The sequence below is a fragment of the Phenylobacterium sp. genome (genome assembly GCF_019636135.1).
GTDB lineage: Bacteria > Pseudomonadota > Alphaproteobacteria > Caulobacterales > Caulobacteraceae > Phenylobacterium.
In genome coordinates this window covers 20,780-43,999 of record NZ_JAHBYD010000022.1, presented here as the reverse complement: position 1 = coordinate 43,999, position 23,220 = coordinate 20,780, and the positions used below count along the sequence as shown (strand labels likewise).

Annotated in this window: 17 protein-coding genes; 10 read left to right on the top strand and 7 right to left on the bottom strand. The window is 71.0% G+C overall.

Annotation, left to right across the window (positions count from 1 at the left end; genetic code table 11):
• Positions 1 to 14 precede the first annotated feature (14 nt).
• Positions 15 to 1,424, bottom strand: a complete 1,410-nt coding sequence (locus KF737_RS15625; RefSeq protein ID WP_296456724.1) for an amidase — start codon at positions 1,422 to 1,424, stop codon at positions 15 to 17.
• Positions 1,425 to 1,689: 265 nt separating this feature from the next.
• Positions 1,690 to 2,253: a TetR family transcriptional regulator gene (locus KF737_RS15620; RefSeq protein WP_296456721.1), complete on the bottom strand. Its 564-nt coding sequence runs from the start codon at positions 2,251 to 2,253 to the stop codon at positions 1,690 to 1,692.
• Positions 2,254 to 2,352: 99 nt separating this feature from the next.
• On the opposite strand from KF737_RS15620, the gene KF737_RS15615 reads away from it, so the two are divergent.
• Together KF737_RS15615 and KF737_RS15610 are read left to right on the top strand one after the other, a co-directional pair.
• A complete protein-coding gene (locus tag KF737_RS15615; RefSeq protein WP_296456717.1) occupies positions 2,353 to 3,384 on the top strand; it encodes an alpha/beta hydrolase in 1,032 nt (343 codons plus the stop codon).
• A 14-nt stretch (positions 3,385 to 3,398) separates the two neighbouring features.
• Complete coding sequence (locus KF737_RS15610; protein ID WP_296456714.1) at positions 3,399 to 4,436, top strand: hypothetical protein; 1,038 nt, start codon at positions 3,399 to 3,401, stop codon at positions 4,434 to 4,436.
• Positions 4,437 to 4,457: 21 nt separating this feature from the next.
• On the opposite strand, the gene KF737_RS15605 is transcribed toward KF737_RS15610, so the two are convergent.
• Positions 4,458 to 7,484: a PAS domain S-box protein gene (locus KF737_RS15605; protein WP_296456711.1), complete on the bottom strand. Its 3,027-nt coding sequence runs from the start codon at positions 7,482 to 7,484 to the stop codon at positions 4,458 to 4,460.
• A 257-nt stretch (positions 7,485 to 7,741) separates the two neighbouring features.
• Here KF737_RS15605 and KF737_RS15600 point away from each other — a divergent pair, with 257 nt between their 5' ends.
• From KF737_RS15600 to KF737_RS15590, 3 genes are all read left to right on the top strand, one after another.
• On the top strand, positions 7,742 to 7,966 hold the full coding sequence (locus KF737_RS15600) for a helix-turn-helix transcriptional regulator (protein WP_296456706.1): 225 nt from the start codon (positions 7,742 to 7,744) through the stop codon (positions 7,964 to 7,966).
• A 372-nt stretch (positions 7,967 to 8,338) separates the two neighbouring features.
• Complete coding sequence (locus KF737_RS15595; protein WP_296456704.1) at positions 8,339 to 9,079, top strand: Crp/Fnr family transcriptional regulator; 741 nt, start codon at positions 8,339 to 8,341, stop codon at positions 9,077 to 9,079.
• 458 nt (positions 9,080 to 9,537) lie between these two features.
• Positions 9,538 to 11,538: a redoxin domain-containing protein gene (locus tag KF737_RS15590; protein WP_296456701.1), complete on the top strand. Its 2,001-nt coding sequence runs from the start codon at positions 9,538 to 9,540 to the stop codon at positions 11,536 to 11,538.
• Positions 11,539 to 11,703: 165 nt separating this feature from the next.
• Here the strand turns inward: KF737_RS15590 and KF737_RS15585 are convergent, their stop codons facing one another.
• The 4 genes from KF737_RS15585 to KF737_RS15570 all read right to left on the bottom strand — a co-directional run bounded on the left by KF737_RS15585 (position 11,704) and on the right by KF737_RS15570 (position 16,100).
• Positions 11,704 to 12,168, bottom strand: coding sequence for a GNAT family N-acetyltransferase (locus KF737_RS15585; RefSeq protein WP_296456698.1), 465 nt, complete (start codon positions 12,166 to 12,168; stop codon positions 11,704 to 11,706).
• A gap of 46 nt (positions 12,169 to 12,214) precedes the next feature.
• Positions 12,215 to 12,481, bottom strand: coding sequence for a DUF1778 domain-containing protein (locus tag KF737_RS15580; protein WP_296456695.1), 267 nt, complete (start codon positions 12,479 to 12,481; stop codon positions 12,215 to 12,217).
• 74 nt (positions 12,482 to 12,555) lie between these two features.
• Positions 12,556 to 14,715, bottom strand: coding sequence for a methylmalonyl-CoA mutase (gene scpA / locus KF737_RS15575; protein WP_296456694.1), 2,160 nt, complete (start codon positions 14,713 to 14,715; stop codon positions 12,556 to 12,558).
• On the bottom strand, positions 14,712 to 16,100 hold the full coding sequence (locus KF737_RS15570) for a methylmalonyl-CoA mutase family protein (RefSeq protein ID WP_296456691.1): 1,389 nt from the start codon (positions 16,098 to 16,100) through the stop codon (positions 14,712 to 14,714). Before KF737_RS15570 ends, scpA begins: the two co-directional genes overlap by 4 nt.
• 144 nt (positions 16,101 to 16,244) lie before the next feature.
• On the opposite strand from KF737_RS15570, the gene KF737_RS15565 reads away from it, so the two are divergent.
• The 5 genes from KF737_RS15565 to KF737_RS15545 all read left to right on the top strand — a co-directional run bounded on the left by KF737_RS15565 (position 16,245) and on the right by KF737_RS15545 (position 23,156).
• Positions 16,245 to 17,483, top strand: a complete 1,239-nt coding sequence (locus KF737_RS15565; protein ID WP_296456688.1) for a glycosyltransferase family 2 protein — start codon at positions 16,245 to 16,247, stop codon at positions 17,481 to 17,483.
• A gap of 116 nt (positions 17,484 to 17,599) precedes the next feature.
• Positions 17,600 to 18,604 carry a nitronate monooxygenase family protein gene (locus tag KF737_RS15560; protein WP_296456686.1) on the top strand — a complete coding sequence of 335 codons (1,005 nt, stop codon included), beginning with the start codon at positions 17,600 to 17,602 and terminating at the stop codon, positions 18,602 to 18,604.
• A 100-nt stretch (positions 18,605 to 18,704) separates the two neighbouring features.
• Complete coding sequence (locus KF737_RS15555) at positions 18,705 to 19,340, top strand: PEPxxWA-CTERM sorting domain-containing protein (protein ID WP_296456683.1); 636 nt, start codon at positions 18,705 to 18,707, stop codon at positions 19,338 to 19,340.
• A gap of 202 nt (positions 19,341 to 19,542) precedes the next feature.
• Positions 19,543 to 22,002, top strand: a complete 2,460-nt coding sequence (locus KF737_RS15550; protein WP_296456678.1) for a TonB-dependent receptor — start codon at positions 19,543 to 19,545, stop codon at positions 22,000 to 22,002.
• A gap of 155 nt (positions 22,003 to 22,157) precedes the next feature.
• Complete coding sequence (locus KF737_RS15545; RefSeq protein ID WP_296456676.1) at positions 22,158 to 23,156, top strand: sulfate ABC transporter substrate-binding protein; 999 nt, start codon at positions 22,158 to 22,160, stop codon at positions 23,154 to 23,156.
• Positions 23,157 to 23,220 lie beyond the last annotated feature (64 nt).

Here is a 23,220-nt window from a genome sequence, read left to right as displayed (position 1 = left end):
GCGGGAAGGGCGGCTCAGCGCGCCCACAGCTCCTTCGCCAGCACGCCCACGCGCGCCTCGATGGCGGCGGCCGCGTCGAGGCAGACGTCCTCGCGGTAGCGGGAGCCGATGAGCTGCACGCCCACGGGCAGGCCGTCGAGCAGCCCCGCGGGCGTCACCGCCACCGGCAGGCCCAGCACGCTGATCGCGCCCACGAAGCGCAGGTCGTTCCAGAAGATCGCGCGCACCGCCGCGTCGCCCTTCAGGTCGGCGTCGAAGGCCGGCGTCGGGCGCACGGTGACCGGCGTGAGGATCACCGGATAGTCCTCCAGGAACAGCAGCCACCGCCGCAGGATCGCCGCGCGGTCGGCCACGCCCTGCATGTAGCCGGCGCGGTCGCGGATCGCGGCCATGTGCAGGATGCCGTCCAGCGCGCCGACGAAGGGCTTGCTGCCCAGCGCCCGCATCGCCTCGGCCTGCAGCGTCTCGATCTCGGTGGAGATCAGGTCGCACCAGAGCCGCCACGTCCCCGAGATGTCCGGGACCTCGGCCTCGACCACCTCGTAGCCGGCGTCGGCCAGGGCCTCGGCCGCCCGGTCCACCAGGGCCAGCACGCGCGGGTCGCAGTCCATGTCGTCCGGGATCGCCGCCTTCGCCACGCGCTTCGCCACCGGCGGGCCGGCCAGCGGCGCGGGGACCCACCACGGATCGCGCGGATCGCGGCGGCTGAGCGCCGCCAGCGCCAGCCGCACGTCGGCCACCGTCCGGCAGATCGGCCCCTGCACGCTCATGAGCTGCGCCATCGGCGGCCGCTCGGCGGTGGCGCTCGGGTTGAAGGCCGGGATGCGCCCCAGCGTCGGCTTGATGGTGCAGACCCCGTTCACCGCCGCGGGCCAGCGCAGCGAGCCGCCGATGTCGTTGCCGTGGGCGATGGCCGCGATCCCCGCCGCGATCGACGCGCCCGCGCCGCCGGACGAGCCGCCGCAGGTGACCGCGGGGTCCCACGGGTTCAGCGTCTGCCCGTGCAGCGGGTTGTCGGTGAAGGCGCGCAGCGAGAACTCCGGCGTGTTGGTCTGGCCCAGGATCACCGCCCCCGCCGCCCGGAAGTTCGCCACCACCGGCGAGTCCCCCGGCGCGATCAGGCCCGCCAGGCCCGCCACGCCGTTGGAATTGGCCTGGCCCTCGAGGTCGATATTGATCTTGGCCGTCACCGGCACGCCGTGCAGCAGCCCCAGCGGCTCGCCCGCCGCCTGCGCCGCGTCGCAGGCCCGCGCCGCCGCCATCGCCTGGTCCGACAGGTCCACGACCACCGCGTTGATCGCCGGGTTCGCCGCGCGCATGTGCGCCAGTTGCGCCTCGGCCACCTCGACCGCGGAGACGCGCCGCTCCCGGATCGCCGCCGCCGTCTCCACCGCCGACCACTGCCAGATCTCGCCCGACGCCATGACGCTTCCCCCTCGGCTCATGCTAGCCGCGCAGCCAATGGGGTCGTCAACTCCGCCGCAGGCCGACGCATGATCGGGCGCAACCTGTCGGCTCTGCGTGCGCCGCATGCGCTCTATTTCAACCACGAAGGACACGAAGACCACGAAGGGTCCGAGAAGCGCGCTGCGCCCGGCTCATCCGCGGCGCCTTCGTGACCTTCGTGCCCTTCGTGGTTGAATCAAACGGCGCCGACGCGCCCCGTCCGGCGCGCCGGCCTTCGGGGTGCTAGGCCCGCAGCCGCAGCGCGAAGCCGTCCAGCATCGCGGAGAGGCCGGACTCGAAGTCGGCGTCGCTTTCCGGCGTGCGGCCGTCGGTGGCCTGTTCGGTGAGCGCCCAGCCCATGGCGTAGCGGCCCAGCGCCAGGAAGGCGAGGCGGGCGTCGTCCGCGCCGAACCCGGACGCCTCCAGCCGCGCGCGGTTGGCCGGATAGAGCCGCGCCCGCCGCTCGGCCGTGGGCCGCCAGCCTGCCAGCAGCCGGCCGCCGTCGCGCCTGGAATGGGCCGCGCGGCGGATGCCGCGCGCGCCCTCGGCCATCCAGTCGCGCCAGTCGCCCGGCCGCGGGTCGGGGCCGGGCGGCGGAACCTCGGCGCCCAGCAGCGCCTCGGCCATGTGGTCGCGAAGCTCGCCCATGCTCCTGAAGTGCCAGTAGAGCGAGGGGCCCTTCACGCCGAGTTCGGCCGCCAGCCGCCGGGTGGAGAGCTCGTCCAGGCCCACGTCGTCCAGCAGCTTCAGCGCCGCCGCCACGATGGCGGCCTTGTCGAGGGGCGGGCGGTGTTCGGCGATGCTCACCCGCCGCCGATAGCACGCGCCGAAATAAGCCTGCAAAGATTCCCTACCAGTGCTAGGCCAGAGCGAACCGGCGGAGACCGGCGGGTGAGGGAGGATGCCATGACGCGCACGTTCGCGCTTGGGCTGGCGTTGGGCTGGGCGGCGCTCGCGTCCCCGGCGGCGGCGAAGGATCTGATGGGCGTGGCCTGCTCGGCGCCGGCGCCGGTCCACTGCGCCGCCTCGGGCTGCGGCCCGGCCGAGCTCGCCGACCTCGGCAACGCGGTCGAGACGAACAGCGGGCGGAAGTTCTTCCTCGACTACCCCTGCGACCTGAAGCCGGGCGAGAAGGTCACCTTCGTGCTCTCGCTGCACGGCGGCGGCTCGATCGGCAACTGGCAGCGCCACTACTTCCCGCTGATCGACCTCAAGGAGAAGTACCGGCTGGTGATCGCCACGCCGTCGGGCACGCGCAACGGCTGGAACCCTGAGATGGACGACCAGTACCTGCGCGACATCGTGACCGAGGTCGAGGGCGCGGTCGGCAAGGGGAACATCAAGGCTTTCTGGCTCGCCGGCCACTCGCTGGGCGGCCAGACCTCGAACCGCCTGCTCGCCACGGAGTTCTTCCGGAGCCGCCTGACCGGCTGGGTCAGCCTCTCGGGCGGGCGGCTGGGCTCGAAACGCGAGGCGGTGAGGGCGCCGATCCCCACCGGCTCGGGCGGCCCCGGCGGCCCGCCGCCGCCCCCGCCCGGGACGCCGCCGGGCGCGCCGATGCGGCTGGCCGCCGACGCCTCGGTGCTGCCGGACTTCCCGTTCAGCCACATCTACGAGACCGGCGAGCACGAGCTGACCGCCGCGGGCCTGCCGGGCGGCTCGAAATGGGCCGAGAAGCTGAAGTGCCAGGCGCAGGCCAAGCCGACGACGGTGGTCGACGCCAAGGCCGGCTACGTCCAGGACACGCGGCCCCAGCCGAACCCCAACCCGGTCTGGGGCGGCCCCGCGCGGCCGGGGTCGGCGAGGATCTACGCCTATCCGAAGTGCGAGGGCGGCCGGGTGGTCGCCGACGTGGTGCGGCTGGACAAGGGCCACACCGAGGGCCTGGAGCCGAACGTGACCGAGGCTATCGTCAAGCTGATGATGGCCGCCAAGTGAGCCGGGAGGGAACCATGAAGCTGCAACTGGCGGCGCTGGCCGCATTCGGGACGCTGATCGCCGGCCCCGCGCTCGCCCGCGACGTGGGCGGGGTGGCCTGCACGACCCCGCAGCCGGCGCGCTGCGACGGCGAGGCCTGCGCGCCGGCGCTCGCCGACCTCGGCAACGCTGTGGACGTCAAGACCGGCCGCAAGTTCTTCCTCGACTATCCGTGCGACCTGAAGCCGGGCGAGAAGGTCACCTTCATCCTCAACATCCACGGCGCGGGCTCCGTCGGGAACTGGCAGCGCCACTACTTCCCGGCCTCGGACTACGTGCGGAAATACCGGCTGGTGGTGGCCACGCCCACCGCGGCGACCATGGGGACCATGGGCGGCTCCGGTCCCGGCGTGCGCATGTGGCAACCCGCGGCGGACGACGCCCACCTGCAGAACATCACCGACTTCGTCTTCGACGCCTTCGGCCGCTCCAACATCCGCTCGATGTGGCTGGCGGGGCATAGCCAGGGCGGCTTCACCTCCAGCCGCATCGTCTGCAGCGACTATTTCAAGGGCAAGGTCGACGGCTGGCTGTCGCTCAGCGGCGGCCGCATCGGCCAGGCCCCGTTCGTGACCACCTTCGGCCCGCCGAAGCCCGACGGCTCGCCGCCCGACCCGCGCCCGCGCGGCGCCATCCCCGGCGGCGCGACCCCCGCCTGCGACTTCAGCCACATCTTCGAGGTGGGCCAGTGGGAGATCGACAGCCTGCCCGCCACCTCGCCCTGGGCCGACAGGTACGGCTGCGGGGCGCGCATGCGCGAGAAGGACATCGTCGATGCGAAGGCCGGCTACGTCTGGGACTACGCGCGGGCCGGCTACAAGGTCTGGGGCATGAAGGCGCGGCCCGGGACGTCGGAGGTCTACGTCTACCCGAAGTGCCGTGACGGCCGCGTCGTCGCCGACGTGGTGCGCCTGGACAAGGGCCACACCGAGGGCCTGGAGCCCAAGGTCACCGAAGCGCTGGTGAAGATGATCGTGGCCGCGCCGGGCGGGAAGGCGCAGTCGGGCGGCTGAGCGCCCGCGACCGGATCGGGGTCAGGTCGCCGCCCGCCCCGCGAGCGCGCGCCGCTCGATGATCTCGCTGACCTTCGCGGCCAGGCGCCCCACACCGAACGGCTTGGTGACGACCTCCATCCCGGGCGGCAGGTGGCCGTTGCCGATGGCGGCGTTCTCGGCGAAGCCGGTGACGAAGAGCACGCTGAGGTCGGGCCGGGTCAGCCGCGCGGCGTCGGCGACCTGGCGGCCGTTCATGCCGCCCGGCAGGCCCACGTCGGTGATCAGGAGGTCGATCCGCTGCTCCGACTCCAGGATCCGCATGCCGGAGGGGCCGTCCTGCGCCTGCAGCACCGTGTATCCGGCCTCGGCCAGGACGTCGGCCATCAGCATCCGCACGGTCGCCTCGTCGTCGATGATGAGCACCGCTTCGCCCGAGCCCAGTTCCGGCGCGACGATCTGCTGGATGTCCTCGTCCTCCACCGCGCCCGCGTAGCGCGGCAGGTAGAGGCACATGGTCGTGCCCTGGCCGACTTCCGAATAGACCCGCACCTGCCCGCCGGACTGGCGCACGTAGCCGTGGACCATCGAGAGCCCGAGGCCCGTGCCCTCGCCGGTCGGCTTGGTGGTGAAGAACGGGTCGAAGATGCGGTCGATCACCTCCTTGGCGATGCCCGTCCCGGTGTCGGTCACGCAGATCGACAGGTACTGGCCCGGCGCGAGGTCGCGCTCCCGGGCGCCGCGGTCGTCGAGCCACTTGTTCGCCGTCTCGATGGTGATGCGCCCGCCCTCGGGCATGGCGTCGCGGGCGTTGATCGTGAGGTTCAGCAGCGCGCTCTCGAGCTGCGAGCTGTCGATCAGGGCGGGCCAGAGGCTGGCCTGGCCCACCACCTCGACCTCGATGGCGGGCCCCACGGTGCGGCGGAAGAGGTCTTCCATCCCGCAGATCAGCTTGTTCACGTCGGTGGGCCGCGGATCCAGGGTCTGGCGGCGGGAGAAGGCGAGCAGCCGCTGCGTCAGCGACGCGGCGCGGCGGGCCGAGGCCTGGGCCCCCTGCAGATAGCGCTCGATGTTCTTGAACTTGGCCGGCTGGGCCAGCGCGCGCTCGATCAGCTCGAGGCTGCCGCTGATGCCCATCAGCAGGTTGTTGAAGTCGTGGGCGATGCCGCCGGTGAGCTGGCCGACCGCCTCCATCTTCTGGGCCTGCCGCAGCGCCTCGTGCGCCTCGGTCAGCTCCCGGGTCCGCTGGGCGACGCGCTGCTCCAGGGTCTCGTTGGCGGCCTGGACCTCCTGGAACAGGCGCGCGTTGTCGATGGCGATCGCCGCCTGCGCGGCCAGGCCCACCATCCGCAGTTCGTGCGCCTCGGTGAACCGCCCCGGCTCGGAATGGGCGAAGAAGAGCCCGCCCAGCACCGCGCCGCCGCGCGACGCCACCGGCACGGCGAGATAGCTCGCCACGGGAAGGTGGCCCTCCGGCATGCCCTTGCGCGGCGCGTTGCGGCCGTATCGCGGGTCGCGGCGGATGTCGTCGGAGCGCACGATGCCTTCGCCGCTGAACGTGGGGGCGAACACCGCCGTGTTGCGCGGCATCGGCAACCCCTCGAACGCGTCGCGCGTCGCGCCGGAGAGGGTGTAGAGCCTGTAGCTCTCCCCGTCGGGGTCGGCGACGTTGTAGAAGAAGGCCCCGAACTCGGCGCCCGAGATCTCGACGCCGGTGTCCGTCACCGTCTGCACCACGCGGGCGAGATCGCGCTCCAGCGCGGTCGTGGCCGCGGCGCGATTCAGCGCCTCCAGCGCCGCGGTCTGTTCGTGCAGGGCGACCTCGGCCGCCTTGCGTTCGGTCACGTCGATGACGAACTTGAACCCGGTCCCGTCCTGCAGCCGCTTCGCCGCGAACAGGCCCCACCAGCGCGAACCGTCGGCGCGGACATATTCCTTCTCGTAGGGGCTGGTCTCCCCCTGGGCGCGCAGCACCTCCAGCGTTTCGTGGACGGTGGGCTGCCACTCCGGCGCCGTCAGCGACTGCAGGCTGAGCCGGCCGGCCTCCAGGTCGGCGCGCGTGTAGCCGCTCATGGCCAGGAACGCGTCGTTCGCCTCGGTCAGCGCGCCGTCCAGCGTGAAGCCGATGGCGCCGACGGTGGTGATCTCCAGCGCCGTGCGGAAGCGCGCCTCGCTCTGGCGCAGGGCCGCCTGGGCCTCCTGCGCGCCCGTGACGTCGGCGCCCTCGCACAGCACGCCCACGACCGTCCCGTCGGCGTCGCGCATCGGTTCGTAGACGAAGGTGAGATAGCGGGTCTCGAACACGCCGTCCGGCCGGCGGAACGCCACGGCCTCGGCGTCCGCCACATGCCGCCGCCCGGTGGCGTACACCTCGTCCAGCATCTCGAAGAAGCCCTGGCCGGCGATGTCCGGGAACGCCTCCCGGATGGTCCGTCCCGGCCAGCCAGCGCTGCCGAACACCGCGCGGTGGGCGGCATTGACGAACTCGACCCGATGCTCGGGGCCGCGCATGGCGACGATGAAGCCGGGCGCCTGCTCGAACGCCTGCAGGAACCGCTCGCGCTCGGTGGCGGCGCGCTGGTCGGCGTGTACGCGCTCCGTGGTCTCGACCACGACGGCGACGACCCCGGCGGGCCGGCCGCTCTCGTCCAGCACCGGCGAGTAGTCGAGGTTCATCCAGACCTGCTCGGCGCGGCCGTGCCGGTAGAGCGTCAGTTCCTGGTCGCGGTAGGCGAGGGTGCCGCCCGCCAGCCCCACCTTCATGACGTTGTCGTTGAAGTCGGCGACCTCGGGCCAGCCCTCGCGGACCTTCGATCCCAGCAGGTCCGGGTGACGGCCGCCCGCGAAGATCGAGTAGGCGTCGTTGTAGAGCATCACGCCGTCCTCGCCCCACAGCATGACGATGGGCACGGGCGACAACAGGATGAGGCCCAGCGCCGTCTTGAGGCTTTGCGGCCAGGCCTCGATCGGCCCGATGGACGTGCGCGACCAGTCCCGCGCGGCGATGAGGCGCCCGGCCTCGCCCCCGCGCGCGATCAGCGTGTCCCGAAACGATACCCCTGCCGCCACGTCGGTTCCCCTGGAGGCGCGCGCCCCTCGTGTCCTCGATCGGCCGCCCGGCAGGCCGACACTAGGCAACGGCCTGTAGTGATTCCCGTTCCCGCGGGTCGTGGGAAGATGGGACGCGCAGCCGGTCGAACGCCGCCCACGCTGTGGCGCATGCGCGCCAAGCTGGCGGCGCGCGGCCCGCCATCAATCGCCGGCCCTTCCGAAACCCGCTGCGGGCCGGTATGGCGGGGCGCCCGCGCAACGCTGACGAGACCCTCATGATCACCACCGGCGACCACCTCCGTCAGGCCCGCGAGGCCATGGGATGGTCCCCGGCCGACCTCGCCCGCGCCCTGCGGTTCAAGGAGAACCATGGCGCGAGCCGCATCCTCGAGATGGAGAAGGGCAAGCGCGAGCTGAGCGGCCCGCTCACCGTGGCGGTCGAGGCCCTGCTGCGCGGCTTCCTGCCGGACGGCTTCGAGCCGCCCCCGCCGCCCGCGTAGACCGACCGCCGGCCCGAGCGTCGGGGCCGGATGGCCCGGCCTCGCGGCGAGCGACGCGGCGACGGCAGCCGAACTCGCCCGCCGGGCGACTGACGTCCGGAGTAGTAAGGTCAGGATTTTATTCGATTTTCCTGCCCGCCGAACCTGCACACAGGGTGCGAGCCTGGGCCTGCCCTCAACCACAGCGCGTCGTATCGCCAGCGGGGCAGCGTCACCGCGTCGCACGGCCAAGGTTGATGAACCGCGTCACGCCTGTTGAAAATTCGGCCCGCCTCGGCAAAGTCACAATGTGGTCTTCGTCGTGAACAGGTTCGCCGTGCCCGCCTCGCCCCGTCCGGCGCCCCCTCCGCCCGTTCAGGCCTCGGGGATCGTATGAGCGACGTCCTCGAAGACACGCTGCTGACGGCGCTTCGGCGCCAGCCGCTCTTCTCGGGCCTGCCCCGCGATGCGCTGGAGAAGGTGGTCGCCGCCGGCCTCGCGCGCACGCTGGAGCCGAACCACATCCTCTTCCTGGAAGGCGACTACGAGACGTCGCTGTTCGTCGTGCTGAGCGGCCAGGTGAAGCTGTGCGTCCACGCCCTGGACGGTCGCGAGATCGTGCTCGGCATCTCGGGCCCCGGGCACCTGTTCGGCGAGATCGCCCTGCTCGACGAGGGGCCGCGCACCGCCACCGCCGTCACCGTGCGGCCCACCCAGGTGCTGCAGCTCGAGCGCGAGGCGGTGATGCCGGTGCTGCAGGCCTCGCCCGAGGCGATGCTGCAGGTGGTGACCCTGCTGTGCGGGCGCCTGCGCAGCTCGAACCAGATGCTGGAGGAGATCGTCTTCCACGACGCGCGCACCCGCCTGGCGCGGGCGCTGCGCCGCCTGTCGGACGAGCACGGCCGCGAGGACGGGGGCGGCGCCCTGCGCCTGCCGATCCGCCCCGCCGACGGCACCCTGGAGGCCCACGCCGGCCTGCAGCGCGACACCGTCAGCCGCCTGCTCCGCGCCTGGGAGGCCGACGGCATCCTGCGGATGGAGGAGGAGGGGATCGTGATCCGCGACCGCGACCGCCTCGACCTGGCCGCCGGCCGCGCCCCGCGCCAGGCCGCGGCCGCGCCGGCGCAGTCCTGAGGACGAAGCCGCATTCCGCAAGGTTTGCGGACGTCCGTCTTGATTTCCAGACGTCGTGACCGGGCTTGTCCCGTCCCCGGATCGCCGGCCGCGGGGACGCGTGTCGGGCTTCGCCCGCGGCCCGCTGCCGGCGCAGGGCAATCGCATATGGATGCGGGCGGCCGAAAGGCCGTCAGTCAAACCGCAGAGATCGCGGAGATACGCGGAGGATTCCGGTGGATCCGCGAGCTTCTCTGCGCATCTCTGCGATCTCTGCGGTTCATGAATCGGGCGGACGAGCCGCCCACAAGCCATATGCGATTGCCCTGGCTGCCGGCGGAGGCCGGACAACATCGCCGCGCGCCGGGAAATATTCGTGTAATGAAGATAACGCAGATTGCGGACGCGCCCTCGCATTCTTCCCGCGGGCGTTCCGTATGCGCATCAGACGCAGCGATTCGAGAATTGGGGACGCCACGATGACCAACCGCCTCGGCCTTGCCGCCCTTCTGCTGGCCTCCACCGCCGTGATCGCGGGTTGCGCGACGGACAATTCCGCGACCAGCGCTCAGGCCGCCGGCTCGGCCGTGAACGCGGCGGCGACGACGCCGGCCACGGTCGACAACTTCATGCTGGCCGACGCCAACCTGGAGGCCACCGAGCTCTACCGGTTCGCCGACGCCCCGGCCTTCGTGATCGTCACCCAAGCCAACGGCGACGAGACGCTCCGCGCCGAAGCCAAGGCGCTGAACGACCTCGCCAGGACCTATGGCGCCAAGGGCGTCGAGTTCCGCATGCTGAACTCCACCCAGAAGGACACCCGCGAGGCGATCCTCGCCGAGGCCGACAAGGCCGGCTACGCGGTCCCGATCCTGCTCGACAACAACCAGCTCATCGGCGAGGGCCTGGGCGTCACCCGCTCGGCCGAGGTCTACGTCGTCGACCCGAAGACCTGGACGGTGGCGTACCGCGGCGGCATCGCCGGCGCGGGCGCGGCGCTGGACGCGTTCCTGGCCGGCAGGCCGGTCCCGGCCGGCGCGGCCTCGACGGGCGCCATGATCGCCTTCCCGGAACGCGGCGCGGCGGCCAACGCCAAGCTCACCTACGTGAAGGACGTCGCCCCGATCCTCGAGAAGAACTGCGTCGCCTGCCACCAGGAAGGCGGCATCGGCCCCATGCAGCTCACCAGCTACGAGATGGTGAAGGGCTTCTCGCCGATGATCCGCGAGGTGATCCGCACCGACCGGATGCCGCCCTACAACGCCGATCCGCATGTCGGGAAGTTCTCCGACACGAAGAACCTGACCCCCGCCGAGATCAAGACGCTGGTCCACTGGGTGGAAGCCGGCGGCGCGCGCGGCGAGGGCGCCGACCCGCTGGCCGCCAAGAAGCGCGTCGCCGCCGAGTGGCCGCTGGGCAAGCCCGACCTGATCCTCGACGTGCCGGCCTACAAGGTGCCGGCCTCGGGCGTCGTCGACTACCAGCGCCCGTTCACGCTGAACCCGCAGACCGAGGGGCGCTGGATCCGCGCCACGACGGTGAAGCCGGGCGATCGCCAGGCCGTACACCACGTGCTGACCGGCTGGATGAAGGAGGCGCCGGCCAACGGCGTGGCCTCCGAGACCCGCTGGCGCGGGTCGGTCGGCGGCTATGCGGTGGGCGCCGAGTCCAACGTGTTCGGCGGCGACGTCGGCACCTTCCTGCCCGCGGGCGGGGCGGTCGGCTTCCAGATGCACTACACGCCGTACGGCAAGGAGACGGTCGATAAGACCCAGATCGGCGTCTACTTCCGCGACGACATGCCGAAGTACATCATGCGCAACGTGGTGGTGATCGACCCCACCATCGAGATCGCGCCGAACGCGCCGCGCCACAAGGAAGTGGCCTACGTCGAGTTCCCGAACGACGCGCTGCTCTATTCGGCCTTCCCGCACGCGCACTACCGCGCCTATTCGTCCGACCTCTGGCTGCAGACGCCGGACGGCAAGAAGACCCTGCTGCTCAGCCTGCCGCGCTACGACTTCAACTGGCAGCGCAGCTACACCTTCGCCGAGCCGATCAAGGTCCCGGCCGGCTCGAAGCTGATCGCCAACTACGTCTACGACAATTCCAAGCGGAACCCCGCCAACCCCGACCCGTCCATCAAGGTCACCTGGGGCGAGCAGAGCCACGAGGAGATGCTGTTCACCTCGGTGGCGTTCCGCTGGCTGGACGAGACGGCGGCCAAGCAAGTCGACTCCGACGCCCGCTTCGCCCCGACGCGCATGCTGGGGATGATGGACGACAACCTCGACGGCAAGCTTCAGAAGGCCGAGCTGAAGGGCCAGATGGGCCAGATGCTGGGCCGCTACTTCGCGATGGTCGACAAGAACAAGGACGGCGCGCTCGACAAGGCCGAGCTGGCGGCCGCCCAGGCGTTGCTGCCCCAGCGCCGCCGCAACGCCTCCGACGGCCCGAACGAGAACACGCCGCTGGGGTGACGGCCGCAGGCTGACGGATGAGGGGCGAACCTGTCGGCGCAGCACGCGCCGCAGGCGCCCTGATTCCCACCACCAAGATCACCAAGATCACCAAGGGTCCGGGAAGCGCGCTGCGCTCAGCTCACCCGCGGCGCCTTCGTGCCCTTCGTGATCTTGGTGGTTGAATCAAACGGCGCTGTCGAGCGAGGCGCGGATGCTGGCAAGGCCTCTGAGCAGCAGGAGGGGATCGTCGGCGCTGGGGATGAAGCCCCAGGCCCGCCAGAAGGCCGCCGCTTCGAGGTCGATCGCGTGCAGTAGGAGCGCGCGGCCGCCGATCAGGTCCGCGGCGGCCGAGGCGCGCCTGAAGGCGTCGAGAACGAGGCGTGACGCCAGGCCCCGGCCTTGCCATCGGCGATCGACGGCGAGCTGTCCCAACAGGACGCAGGGGACCAGCGCAGGCGGTTGGCCCGTCCTGACCGACCTGGGAAGCGCCGCGGCCTGCACGGCGGTCGGCGACAGCCCGTAGAACCCGACGACCTTATTGTCGTCGTGTATCACGACGACGGACGTGAAGGCGAGATCCTGGTTGCGGTGTGCGCGGTCCGAGAGCCAGGCGTTGAGGGCGGGCTTTCCGCAGTCGAAGCCGGCCACGACATGCTCGGCGGTGATGGACGTCGGCCGCGAGAGGGCCAAGCCGTCAGCCTTCCGCCGCGCGTCGCTGTGCGCGCCGCAGCTTCTCCACCATCTCCGGGATGGGCTCCCCGGGTTTGTCGATCTCGGCCATGAAGGCCGCGAAGCCGCCCGCAGACATACGGATGATGGTGCTCTCGAGCAGAACCGCTTCCGCCGCCTGGACCGCCGCGGCGCGCATGAAGTCGGTGCGCGATCGCCCCTGGCGCCGCGCCGCGCTGTCTATGATGGCGAGGTCGTCGTCCGGGAGACGCAGGGATACGGGGGAGGGCATGGTTCAGGCTCCGATGCCGTCCGAGCATAGGGCGGAACGGCCGACCTGTCATGCATTCTGCATGACGGGCAGCCCTACTGCGCGGCCTGCTCCTGGGCGTAGCCGAGCTGCTCGTTGAGGCGTTCGAGCACCTCGATGGCGGCCTCGGGGATGACCGTGCCGGGCGGGAAGACCGCGGCGACGCCCATGGTCTCCAGCGCCTTGAAGTCTTCGGGCGGAATGACGCCGCCGACGAAGACCAGGATGTCGGGCCGGCCCAGCCTGGCCAGCTCCGCCTTCAGTTCCGGCACCAGGGTCAGGTGGCCGGCGGCGAGCGAACTCGCGCCCACCGCATGCACGCCGGTCTCGACGGCTTCCGCGGCCGCCTCGGCCGGCGTCTGGAAGAGGTCGCCGATCTCCACGTCGAAGCCGAGGTCGGCGAAGCCCGAGGCGATCACCTTCTGGCCGCGGTCGTGGCCGTCCTGGCCCATCTTGGCGACCATGATGCGCGGCTTCTTGCCGTCGGCCTGGCGGAAGGCCTCGGTCATCGCCTTGGCGCGTTCGGAGGCGGCGGTCGCGCCCGCCTCGCGCAGGTAGACGCCCTTCACCGCGTCGGCGTGCGCCTTGTGGCGGCCGAACACCTTCTCCAGCGCGTAGCTGATCTCGCCGACGGTGGCCTTGGCGCGCGCGGCGTCGACGGCCAGTTCCAGCAGGTTGCCCTTGCCCGAGGCGCCGGCGGTCAGGGCGTCGAGGGCGGCGGCCACGGCTTCCGGATCGCGCTCGGCCTTCAGGCGGCGCAGCTTCTCCAACTGGGCGTTGCGCACGGCGGTGTTGTCGACCTTCAGCACCGGGATGTCGTCCGGCGTCTCGGGCCTGTAGCGGTTCACGCCGACCACGCTCTGCTTGCCGGAATCGATCCGGGCCTGGATGCGGGCCGAGGCTTCCTCGATCCGGCGCTTCGGCAGGCCTTCCTCGATCGCCGCGGCCATGCCGCCCAGCGCTTCCACCTCGGCGATATGCGTGAGGGCGCGGGCCGCGAGGTCGGCGGTCAGGCGCTCGACGTAGAAGCTGCCGCCCCAGGGGTCGATCACCCGGTTCTGGCCGCTCTCCATCTGCAGGAAGAGCTGGGTGTTGCGCGCGATGCGGGCCGAGAAGTCGGTGGGGAGCGCCAGCGCCTCGTCCAGCGAGTTGGTGTGCAGGCTCTGCGTCTGGCCGCCGGTGGCGCCCATCGCCTCGATGGCCGTGCGCGGCACGTTGTTGAACACGTCCTGCGCCGCCAGCGACCAGCCCGAGGTCTGGGTGTGGGCGCGCAGGCTGAGCGAGCGGCTGTCCTTCGGGTCGAAGTGCTGCTTCATCAGCTTCGCCCAGAGGAGGCGGCTGGCGCGCTGCTTGGCCACCTCCATGAACATGTTCATCCCGGCGCACCAGAAGAACGACAGGCGCGGCGCGAACTGGTCCACCGTCATGCCCGCCGCGACGCCCGCGCGGACATATTCGATGCCGTCGGCGAGCGTGTAGGCCAGCTCCAGGTCCAGCGTCGCCCCGGCTTCCTGCATGTGGTAGCCGCTGATCGAGATCGAGTTGAACCGCGGCATCTCCTTCGAGGTATAGGCGAAGATGTCCGCGATGATCCGCATCGAGGGGCCGGGCGGGTAGATGTAGGTGTTCCGGGTCAGGAACTCCTTCAGGATGTCGTTCTGGATCGTGCCCGAGAGCTTCTCGTGCGGCACGCCCTGTTCCTCGGCGGCGACGATGTAGAGCGCCAGGATCGGCAGCACCGCCCCGTTCATCGTCATCGACACGCTCATCTTGTCGAGCGGGATGCCGTCGAACAGCGTGCGCATGTCGAGGATCGAGTCGATCGCCACGCCGGCCATGCCGACGTCGCCCGTCACCCGCGGGTGGTCCGAGTCATAGCCGCGGTGGGTGGCCAGGTCGAAGGCGATGGAGAGGCCCATCTGACCGGCCGCCAGGTTGCGGCGATAGAAGGCGTTGGAATCCTCCGCCGTCGAGAAGCCCGCGTACTGGCGCACCGTCCACGGGTTGGTGGCGTACATGGTCGGATAGGGGCCGCGGACGAACGGCGCCAGGCCCGGGAAACCGGCCAGCGCGGTGAGGTCCGACGCGTCCTCGGCGGCATAGGCCGGCCGGACGGCGATGCCTTCCGGGGTGTCCCAGGCTGCGCCGCTGGCGGGCGGGAAAGCGGGCGCGGCGCCATCGTAGGGCAGGGTGGCGAAGTCGGGAAAGCCGGTCACGCCTGAACCTCGTGCTTCTCGGACAGCCGCACCGGAGTGAGCGGCGGACACGTGCTGTCGGGGCCGGGAAGCCGGACGTCCGGCGCGACGGCCACGGCGCCGGCGTCGACGTCCACGTCGGTCTTCTCGGTCGGCGGGAAGGCGGTGACGCCCAGGATCTTCGGGTCGCCGCGCCCGGCGACGGCGGCCGCGACCTCGCGGGCGACCAGGCCGCTCTCCAGCGCCGCGACGATCCCGCCAGCGGCCTCGATGGCCTGCAGCCTGGCCCAGGCCGCCCGCGCGATATGGTCGGTCAGGCTGTCGAGGTAGCCCGAGCCCGCGGCCGGGTCGGCGACGCGGCCGACGGCGGCCTCTTCCATCAGCACCAGTTGGGTGTTGCGGCTCTGGCGTCGGCCGAACGCGGTCGGCAGGCCCAGCGCGTCGGTGAAGGCGCCCAGCACCACCGCGTCGGCCCCGCCGGCCGCGGCGCCGAAGCCGGCGGCGGTCAGGCGGATCATGTTGGTCCAGGGGTCCTGCGCCGTCAGCATCCGCCGCGACGTCCGCGCCTCGATCCGCGCCTGCGCCGCGCCGCCCGAGGCGGTGGCGATGCGGGCGAAGACGGCGCGGGCCGCGCGCAGCTTGGCGATGGTCAGGAAGTAGTCGGCGTCGGCCGCCAGCCCGAGCGTGATGCGCGCGAACGCCTCGCCCGCCGCCACGCCCGCGCGGACCATCGCCTTGGCGTAGGCGATCGCGGCGGCGGCGGCCACGGCCACCTCCAGCGCCTCGCCGCCGCCGGCCTCGTGGGCGACCCGGCCCGAGGCCAGGAACAACTGGGCGTGGGGATAGGTCTGGGCATGCCTCGCCGCGACCGTGGCGGCGCTGACGATGTGGCTCCCGACCGGGCCCGGCGAGGCGCCCGCCTCGGCGAAGGCGCTCAGGGGGTCGAGGTTGAAGTCGAGCCTCGCCCCGGGCGACGACTTCGCCACCGCATGCAGCGCGTCGGCCGCCTTCGGCCCCGCGAAGCCGGCGTCGAGCCCGACGGGCGCCAGTTCGACGATGATATTGCTCAGCGCCACGTTCAGCGCCTCGGCCGTCGCGTGGCCGGCCACGATCACCGAGGCCGCGCCGCCTTCGAGATCGGCCAGCAACTCGGCGTTGGCCCTGGCCGGGTCCGCCTGGGCCGACAGCACCCGCAGGTCCCACGGCCGCTCGGCGTCGAACGGCCGGGCGGGGAAGGACGCTTCGGCCGTGCTGGCGGCGTAGAGGGGCGCGATCGGCAGGCCTTCGACGGTGGCCTTGTTCAGGCTCTCGAACGGCTTGTCGCCGAGCGTCTTGGCCACCAGCGCACGCCAGGCGTCCTCGCCCGCGGGCGGGAATCCGGGATCGAGTACGCTTGCGTCGGCCATGGGCGAATTGCGCCCCGGCGCCCGCAAACGTCAAGTTCACGCAAGGTCACGACCGGGGCGCGCGGCGGTCCCGTTTCCGCTGACGTCTCCTTAACCGAAACGGCCCGTAGTCGGCCTCCATCGCCGCGTTTCGGGACCGCCCGCATGCCTGCCTCTCCCGCCGTCCGCTCAGAGGCGCGGCCGCTGCTCAGCCTGTGCCTCGCGACCTACAACCGCGCCCACTACCTGGAGCGCTACCTCACCCATCACCTGACGGCGTTCGAGGCCGCGGGGATCGACTACGAGCTGGTGGTTTCCGACAACGGCTCGACCGACGGGACGCCGAAGATCCTGGCCGACTGGGCCGCGCGCCATCCGCGCATGCGGGTGATGCGCCAGCCGCGCAACCTGGGCGCCTATCCCAACATCCTGACCACGCTGCGCGAGGCGCGGGGCGAGTTCGTGGTCAGCATCGCCGACGACGACCTGGCCGTGCCGCACCAGCTCCTGGCCTACGTCGAGGCCATGGCCGCCGACCCGGCGCTCTGCATGGTCCAGGCGCCCTGGTACCTGATCGACGAGACCCAGGGCGACGCCATCACCGGCAAGTTCTACGACTTCGACGGCGAGCGGCGTTTCGGCGCGGGCGAGTACGCGCGCTGCCTGGCCTTCCTGCTGGAGGCCCACGCCTTCCCGGAATGCTGGATCGCGCGGCGCTCGGCGCTGCCCAGCCTCGCCGGCCCGACGCCGCGGTTCGCCTACAGCTTCTTCGTGATGCTCGCCAACGCGCTGAACCAGGGCGACGTCCTCTTCAGCCCCGAGCCGCACATCGCCGCGACCGCCGTCGCGAAGGGCGCCAACGCCCACGTCGGCAACAGCGAGGCGATGGAGGCGTGGGACAGCTACCGCGGCGGGCTGGAGTGGCTGACGTCGTGCGCGCGCCAGTTCAATCCGGGCGTCCTGCCGGACGCGATCACCATGGGCGCGGCGATCACCGGCTTCGTCTGCGAGCGGATGGTGGTGGCGGCCCGGCTGCAGGCGCACGCGCGCAACTGGTCGGACGCCTATCAGATCCTGCGGCGCCTCCACGCCTACGACGTGCCGCTCGACATGGCCGTCGCGCCCGACGACATCGCGCGGCTGGCCGCGGTGGAGACCGCGCTGGTCGAGTGCGCCCAACGCGGCGCGAGCGAGATCGTGGTGGCCGACGGCGTGCCCGACCACGTTCTGGAGCGGATGAACCTGCCCGGCGGCGCGCGTGTGATCCGCGACGGCGCGGTCGCCGATTCGGACCCGCGGCGCGGCTACGTGGTGGTGGGCGATCCGCCTCCCTCGATGCGGGCGCAGGACTTCGCGTGCGACGTGGTCCCGGCGATGAACCGCTTCCCGATCTTCTCGAACTGAGGGCGTTTCCGACGCTCTCCGGGCGTCACCCGACGTCACCGGCGACAAGTCCGCTTGCCCCGTGCTACCCTGGGATATACATTGTAAATTAATACGAAGCCTTCGAGGATCGACCCATGGCCCTGCCGCCCGTCCTGCGTGACCGCCTGCGCCTGCCCGTGATCGGCAGCCCCCTCTTCATCATCTCCGTGCCGGAACTGGTGATCGCCCAGTGCAAGGCCGGCATCGTGGGCTCGTTCCCGGCGCTGAACGCGCGCCCGGCCTCGCTGCTGCACGAGTGGCTGCACCAGATCACCGAGGAGCTGGCCATCTGGGACCGCGACCACCCCGACACGCCCTCGGCGCCCTTCGCGGTGAACCACATCGTCCACAAGACCAACGACCGGCTCGAGCACGACGTGGAGGCTTCGTCCAAGTGGAAGGCGCCGATCGTCATCACCTCGCTGGGCGCCCGCGAGGACGTGAACAAGGCGGTCCACGACTCCGGCGGCGTCGTCCTGCACGACGTCATCACCGACCGGTTCGCGCGCAAGGCCGTCGAGAAGGGGGCCGACGGCCTGATCCCGGTCGCCGCCGGCGCCGGCGGCCATGCCGGGACGCTCTCGCCCTTCGCCCTGGTGCATTCGATCCGCGAGTGGTTCGACGGCCCGGTGGCGCTGTCGGGCGCGATCGCCAACGGCCATTCGATCCTGGCCGCCCAGGCGATGGGCGCCGACCTGGCCTACGCCGGCTCGGTCTTCATCGCGACGCAGGAAGCGGCCGCGGCCCAGGGCTACAAGGACATGATCGTCCAGAGCACCGGCGAGGACATCGTCTACACGAACCTCTTCACCGGCGTGCATGGCAACTATCTGGCGCCGTCGGTGGTCGCCGCCGGCCTCGACCCCAACGACCTGCCGAAGTCGGACCCGTCGGCCATGAACTTCGGCTCGGGCGGCAACCAGAAGTCCAAGGCCTGGCGCGACATCTGGGGCTGCGGCCAGGGCATCGGCGCGGTGAAGCACGTGCCGACGGTGGCCGAGCTCGTGGCGCGGCTGTCCGACGAGTACGAGACGGCGAAGGCCGAGCTGGCGCTCAAGACCTCGTTCACCGCCGGCCGCGCGCTCCTGGCCGCCGAATAGCCCTCGCCCCGCAGGAGAATCCGATAGCGAAGCTTGGCGAACTTAGTTTCATGCCATGATGGCTGGGTCCCGGGGGACGCGGCTTCCTGGGGGTTATGACATGGTCTCGTTCAAGGGCGCCGTCGCCGGCGCCGTCCTGGCGCTCAGCGCCTTCGCGACTTCAGCTTCGGCGGACACGCTGTTCCAGTCCATCCCGGACCTGACGGTCGCGCCCGACACCAACGCCTGGTGCTCGAGCTGCGACGGCTCCTATCGGGTGTTCGACGAGTTCTCGGTGGCCGCCGACTCGACGGCCGAGACCCTGACCTTCGCGGTCCAGAGCGACTACAACTACCCCACCGATGTGTCGGTGTTCATCTACGCGGGCGGGACGTCCGATGCGCCGGGATCGCAGATCTATTCGAGCATCTTCGCGCCGGGCGACTGGCTGTCGGCCGTCAACACGGCGTTCAACACGACGCTGGTGACGGTCAATCTCGGCGCCGTGGCGCTGAACGCCGGCACGACCTACGTGCTCAGCTACTATAGCCCCGTCAACCTCGGTGCGCCGAGCTACGGGCAAGGCAGCGGGCGCCTGTACCAAGCCGACGCCGGCGCCATCGATGGCCAGTCGCTGGCCTTCGCCTTCAACGGCAACACCGGCGGCGTTCCCGAGCCGGGCGTCTGGGCGCTGATGATCGTGGGCTTCGGCGGTGCGGGCGCCATGCTGCGCCGTCGTCGCCTGCAGGCGATCTAAGCCCCTCAATAGACGATTTACTGGAGTCGGCCGTCGCCCAAGCCGGGCGGCGGCCGTCATCGTTCTGGCCAGTCCCGAAACCGTCGCGACGGAGAGGAAAAGTGATCGCGGCGTGAGTTCATCTTAACCCTGACGATTTAATTCCTACTTTTCATGTCGGAATTATCGAGTTATTGCCATCCCAGGATTTGAGGGGTGCAGAATGACTTCGGTTCGGACGACGGCGCGCGGTTTCGCCTTGGCCTCGGTTCTGCTCTGCGGGTCTGCGCCGGCGGCGCTGGCGCAGACGGCGGCTCCGGCCGCGGACGCAGCGGCGCGCGATGCGGCTGACGAGGCCGATCAGGGCGCGGCGGTGTCGGAGATCACGGTCACGGCGCGCCGGCGCGAGGAGACGGTCCAGACCGTGCCGGTGGCCGTGTCGGTGGTCGGCGGCGAGAAGATCGCGGCCACCGGCGCGTTCAACGTCGGCCGCCTTCAGCAGCTCACGCCCACGCTGCAGTACTATTCGTCCAACCCGCGCAACACGACGGTGAACATCCGCGGCCTCGGCGTGCCGTTCGGCCTGACCAGCGACGGCTTCGAGCAGGGCGTCGGCGTCTACGTGGACGACGTCTACAACGCCCGCGTGGCCTCGGCGACGTTCGACTTCCTGGACGTGGCGCGCATCGAGGTCCTGCGCGGCCCGCAAGGCACGCTGTACGGCAAGAACACGACGGCCGGCGCGATCAACATCACCACCAACCAGCCCACCTTCGGCTTCGAGGCGAACGCGGAGGTCTCGGCCGGCAACCTCGACTTCAAGCAGGCCAAGGCGGCGGTCTCGGGGCCGCTGTCGGAGACGGTGGCGGTGCGCCTCGCGGCCTCGACGACCACGCGCCGCGGCGCGATCTACAACGTCACCAGCCGCCAGTGGATCAACGGCCAGGACAACATCGGCCTGCGCGGCCAGCTCCTCTGGAAGCCGAACGACGACCTCTCCATCACCCTGTCCGGCGACTACAACAAGCAGGACGCCGAGTGCTGCGCCCAGATCTTCGTGCGCACGGGGGCGACCCAGCGGGCGCTGAACCGCCAGTATGCGGCGCTCACCGCGGCGTTGGGCTACACGGTCGCCAGCACCCACCCCTACGACCGGCTCACCGACGTCGACGCCAACCTGAACGCCCGCAACGAGATCGGCGGCGCCTCGGTGCGCGCGGTCTGGAACGTGGGACCGGGCACGCTCACCTCGATCACGGCGTGGCGCTACTGGGACTGGCAGCCCGAGAACGACCGCGACTTCCTGGGCCTGCCCATCGTCACCAAGTCGCAGAACCCGTCGCAGCAGGACCAGTACAGCCAGGAGCTGCGCTACAACTACTCGACCGGCCGCATCGACGGCGTGGTCGGCGTCTTCGCCTTCAAGCAGCGGATCGACACCCAGGGCACCGAGCAGCACGGCCCGGCGTCCAGCCGCTTCAACATCACGCCCAGCAACGCCCTGTCCAACGATCCCTCGGTGCTCGACGGGCTGACCGCGCTGAACACCCAGTACCTGAAGAGCACGAGCTTCGCGGTGTTCGGACAGGCGAGCTGGAAGGTGACGGACGCCTTCACGATCCAGCCGGGCGTGCGGCTGAACTACGACAAGAAGGAAGGCTATTACGAGCGCCGGGTGTTCGACGGCCAGGGGCTGCCCGTGCTGCTCGGCGAGACCAGCGCGCGGCGGGTCGCCCAGCTCGCGATCTTCTCGCCGCAGCTCAGCGCGCCGACCTTCAGCGACTGGAACTTCAGCTACGACCTGACGGCCAGCTACCGGATCGCGCCGGACATCCTCGGCTATGCGACCTACGCCAAGAGCTTCAAGAGCGGCGGCATCAACCAGAACGGCCTGCCGACCGACGCGGCCGGCAACCCCATCCTGTCGGCCGGCCAGATCAAGCCCGAGAGCGTCAACCACGTCGAGGCGGGCCTGAAGACCCAGTTCTGGGACCGCCGCGCGACGCTGAACCTCGCGGCCTTCCGCACCGGGATCGACGACTTCCAGGTCACGGTCACGAACGGCCAGTTCGGCGTGCTGCGCGGCTACCTCGCCAACGCCGACAAGGTCCGCAGCCAGGGCTTCGAGTTCGACTTCTCGGTGCGCCCGAGCGAGCGCTTCAACGCGTATCTCAACGGCGCCTACACCGACGCCACATACCGCAGGTTCGTGGACGCGCCGTGCCCGCCGGAGCTTTCGGGCGGCACGACCGTCGCCGCCGGCCAGACGCCGAGCGCGCCGGGCACGCCGGGGGGCCTGAGCCCGGCGAACTGCGACATCTCGGGCCAGCGGCTGCCCGGCATCTCCAGGTGGAGCTTCTCGTTCGGCGCGGAGGCCAACGCGCCCGTCACCGTCCTCGGCAAGCCGGGCGAGGTCTACCTGGGCTACGACGGCAGCTACCGCTCGAACTTCTCCTCGAACCCGTCGCCCTCGGCCTACACCTACGTCGACGGCTACGCGCTTTCGAACTTCCGGGTCGGCTTCCGCGCGGACGACGGGCTCAACATCTTCGCCTGGGTGCGCAACGCCTTCGACAAGGACTACATCGAGCAGCTCGCCACCGGCCCCGGCAACACGGGCCTGATCGTCGGCAACATCGGCGACCCGCGCACCTGGGGCGTGACCCTCAAGGCGGCGTTCTAGAGCGCCGCCGTCCCGGAGAAACTTAGCCGTCCGTCAAGATATTCCTACTTAAACAGTCGGGATATTGGCGCTAGCTTGGCGCGGCTCGGGCGGGGGACCCGGGCCGCGATGGTGTTCGTTCCAGATCCGACACGGCCCTAAGCCCAGGAGCTCGCATGAGCCTGACCCGCCGCTTCCTGCTCGCCGCCGGCGCCGCCGCGCTGCCGCTCGCCGCCTGTTCCGACGACAAGGGCGCGGGGAAGCTGACCCTGCTGAACGTCAGCTACGACCCGACGCGCGAGCTCTACGAGGACATCAACAGGGCGTTCCTCGCCACCTGGAAGGGCGCGCCGCTCGACATCAAGCAGAGCCACGGCGGCTCGGGCAAGCAGGCCCGCGCGGTGATCGACGGCCTGCAGGCCGACGTCGTCACCCTGGCGCTCGCCGCCGACATCGACGAACTGGCCACCCGCGCCCAGCTCCTGCCGCCGGACTGGCAGTCGCGCCTGCCGGACAACTCGACGCCCTACACCTCGACGATCATCTTCCTGGTGCGGAAGGGCAATCCGAAGGCCATCCACGACTGGGCCGACCTGATCAAGCCGGGCATCGGCGTCGTCACGCCGAACCCCAAGACGTCGGGCGGCGCGCGCTGGGCCTATCTGGCGGCCTACGGCTACGGGCTGAAGCAGGGCGGCGAGGCCGCCGGCCGCGACTACATCGCCAGGCTCTTCAGGAACGTGCCGGTGCTCGACACCGGCGCGCGCGGCGCGACCACCACCTTCGCGAAGAACGGCATCGGCGACGTGCTGCTGACCTGGGAGAACGAGGCCTACCTGACGCTCGACGAGTTCGGCCCGAACTTCGACATCGTCTACCCGACCTCCTCGATCCTGGCCGAGCCGCCGGTGGCCATCGTCGACGCCAACGTCGACCGCCACAAGACCCGTGCCGCCGCCGAGGCCTACCTGAACTTCCTCTACACGCCGGAAGCCCAGGAGATCGTCGCCAAACACCACTTCCGGCCGCGCGACGAGGCGGTGGCGGCGAGGCATGCGGTCGATTTCAAGGCGCTGACGCTCTCCACCATCGCCGACTTCGGCGGCTGGGCGGCCGCGCAGAAGGCCCACTTCGCCGACGGCGGCCTGTTCGACCAGATCTACAAACCCGCGTGACCGACCGCTTCTCCGTCCCGCCGGTTCCCCGGCCCGTCACCGACGCCTGGCCGCGGCGCCCGCG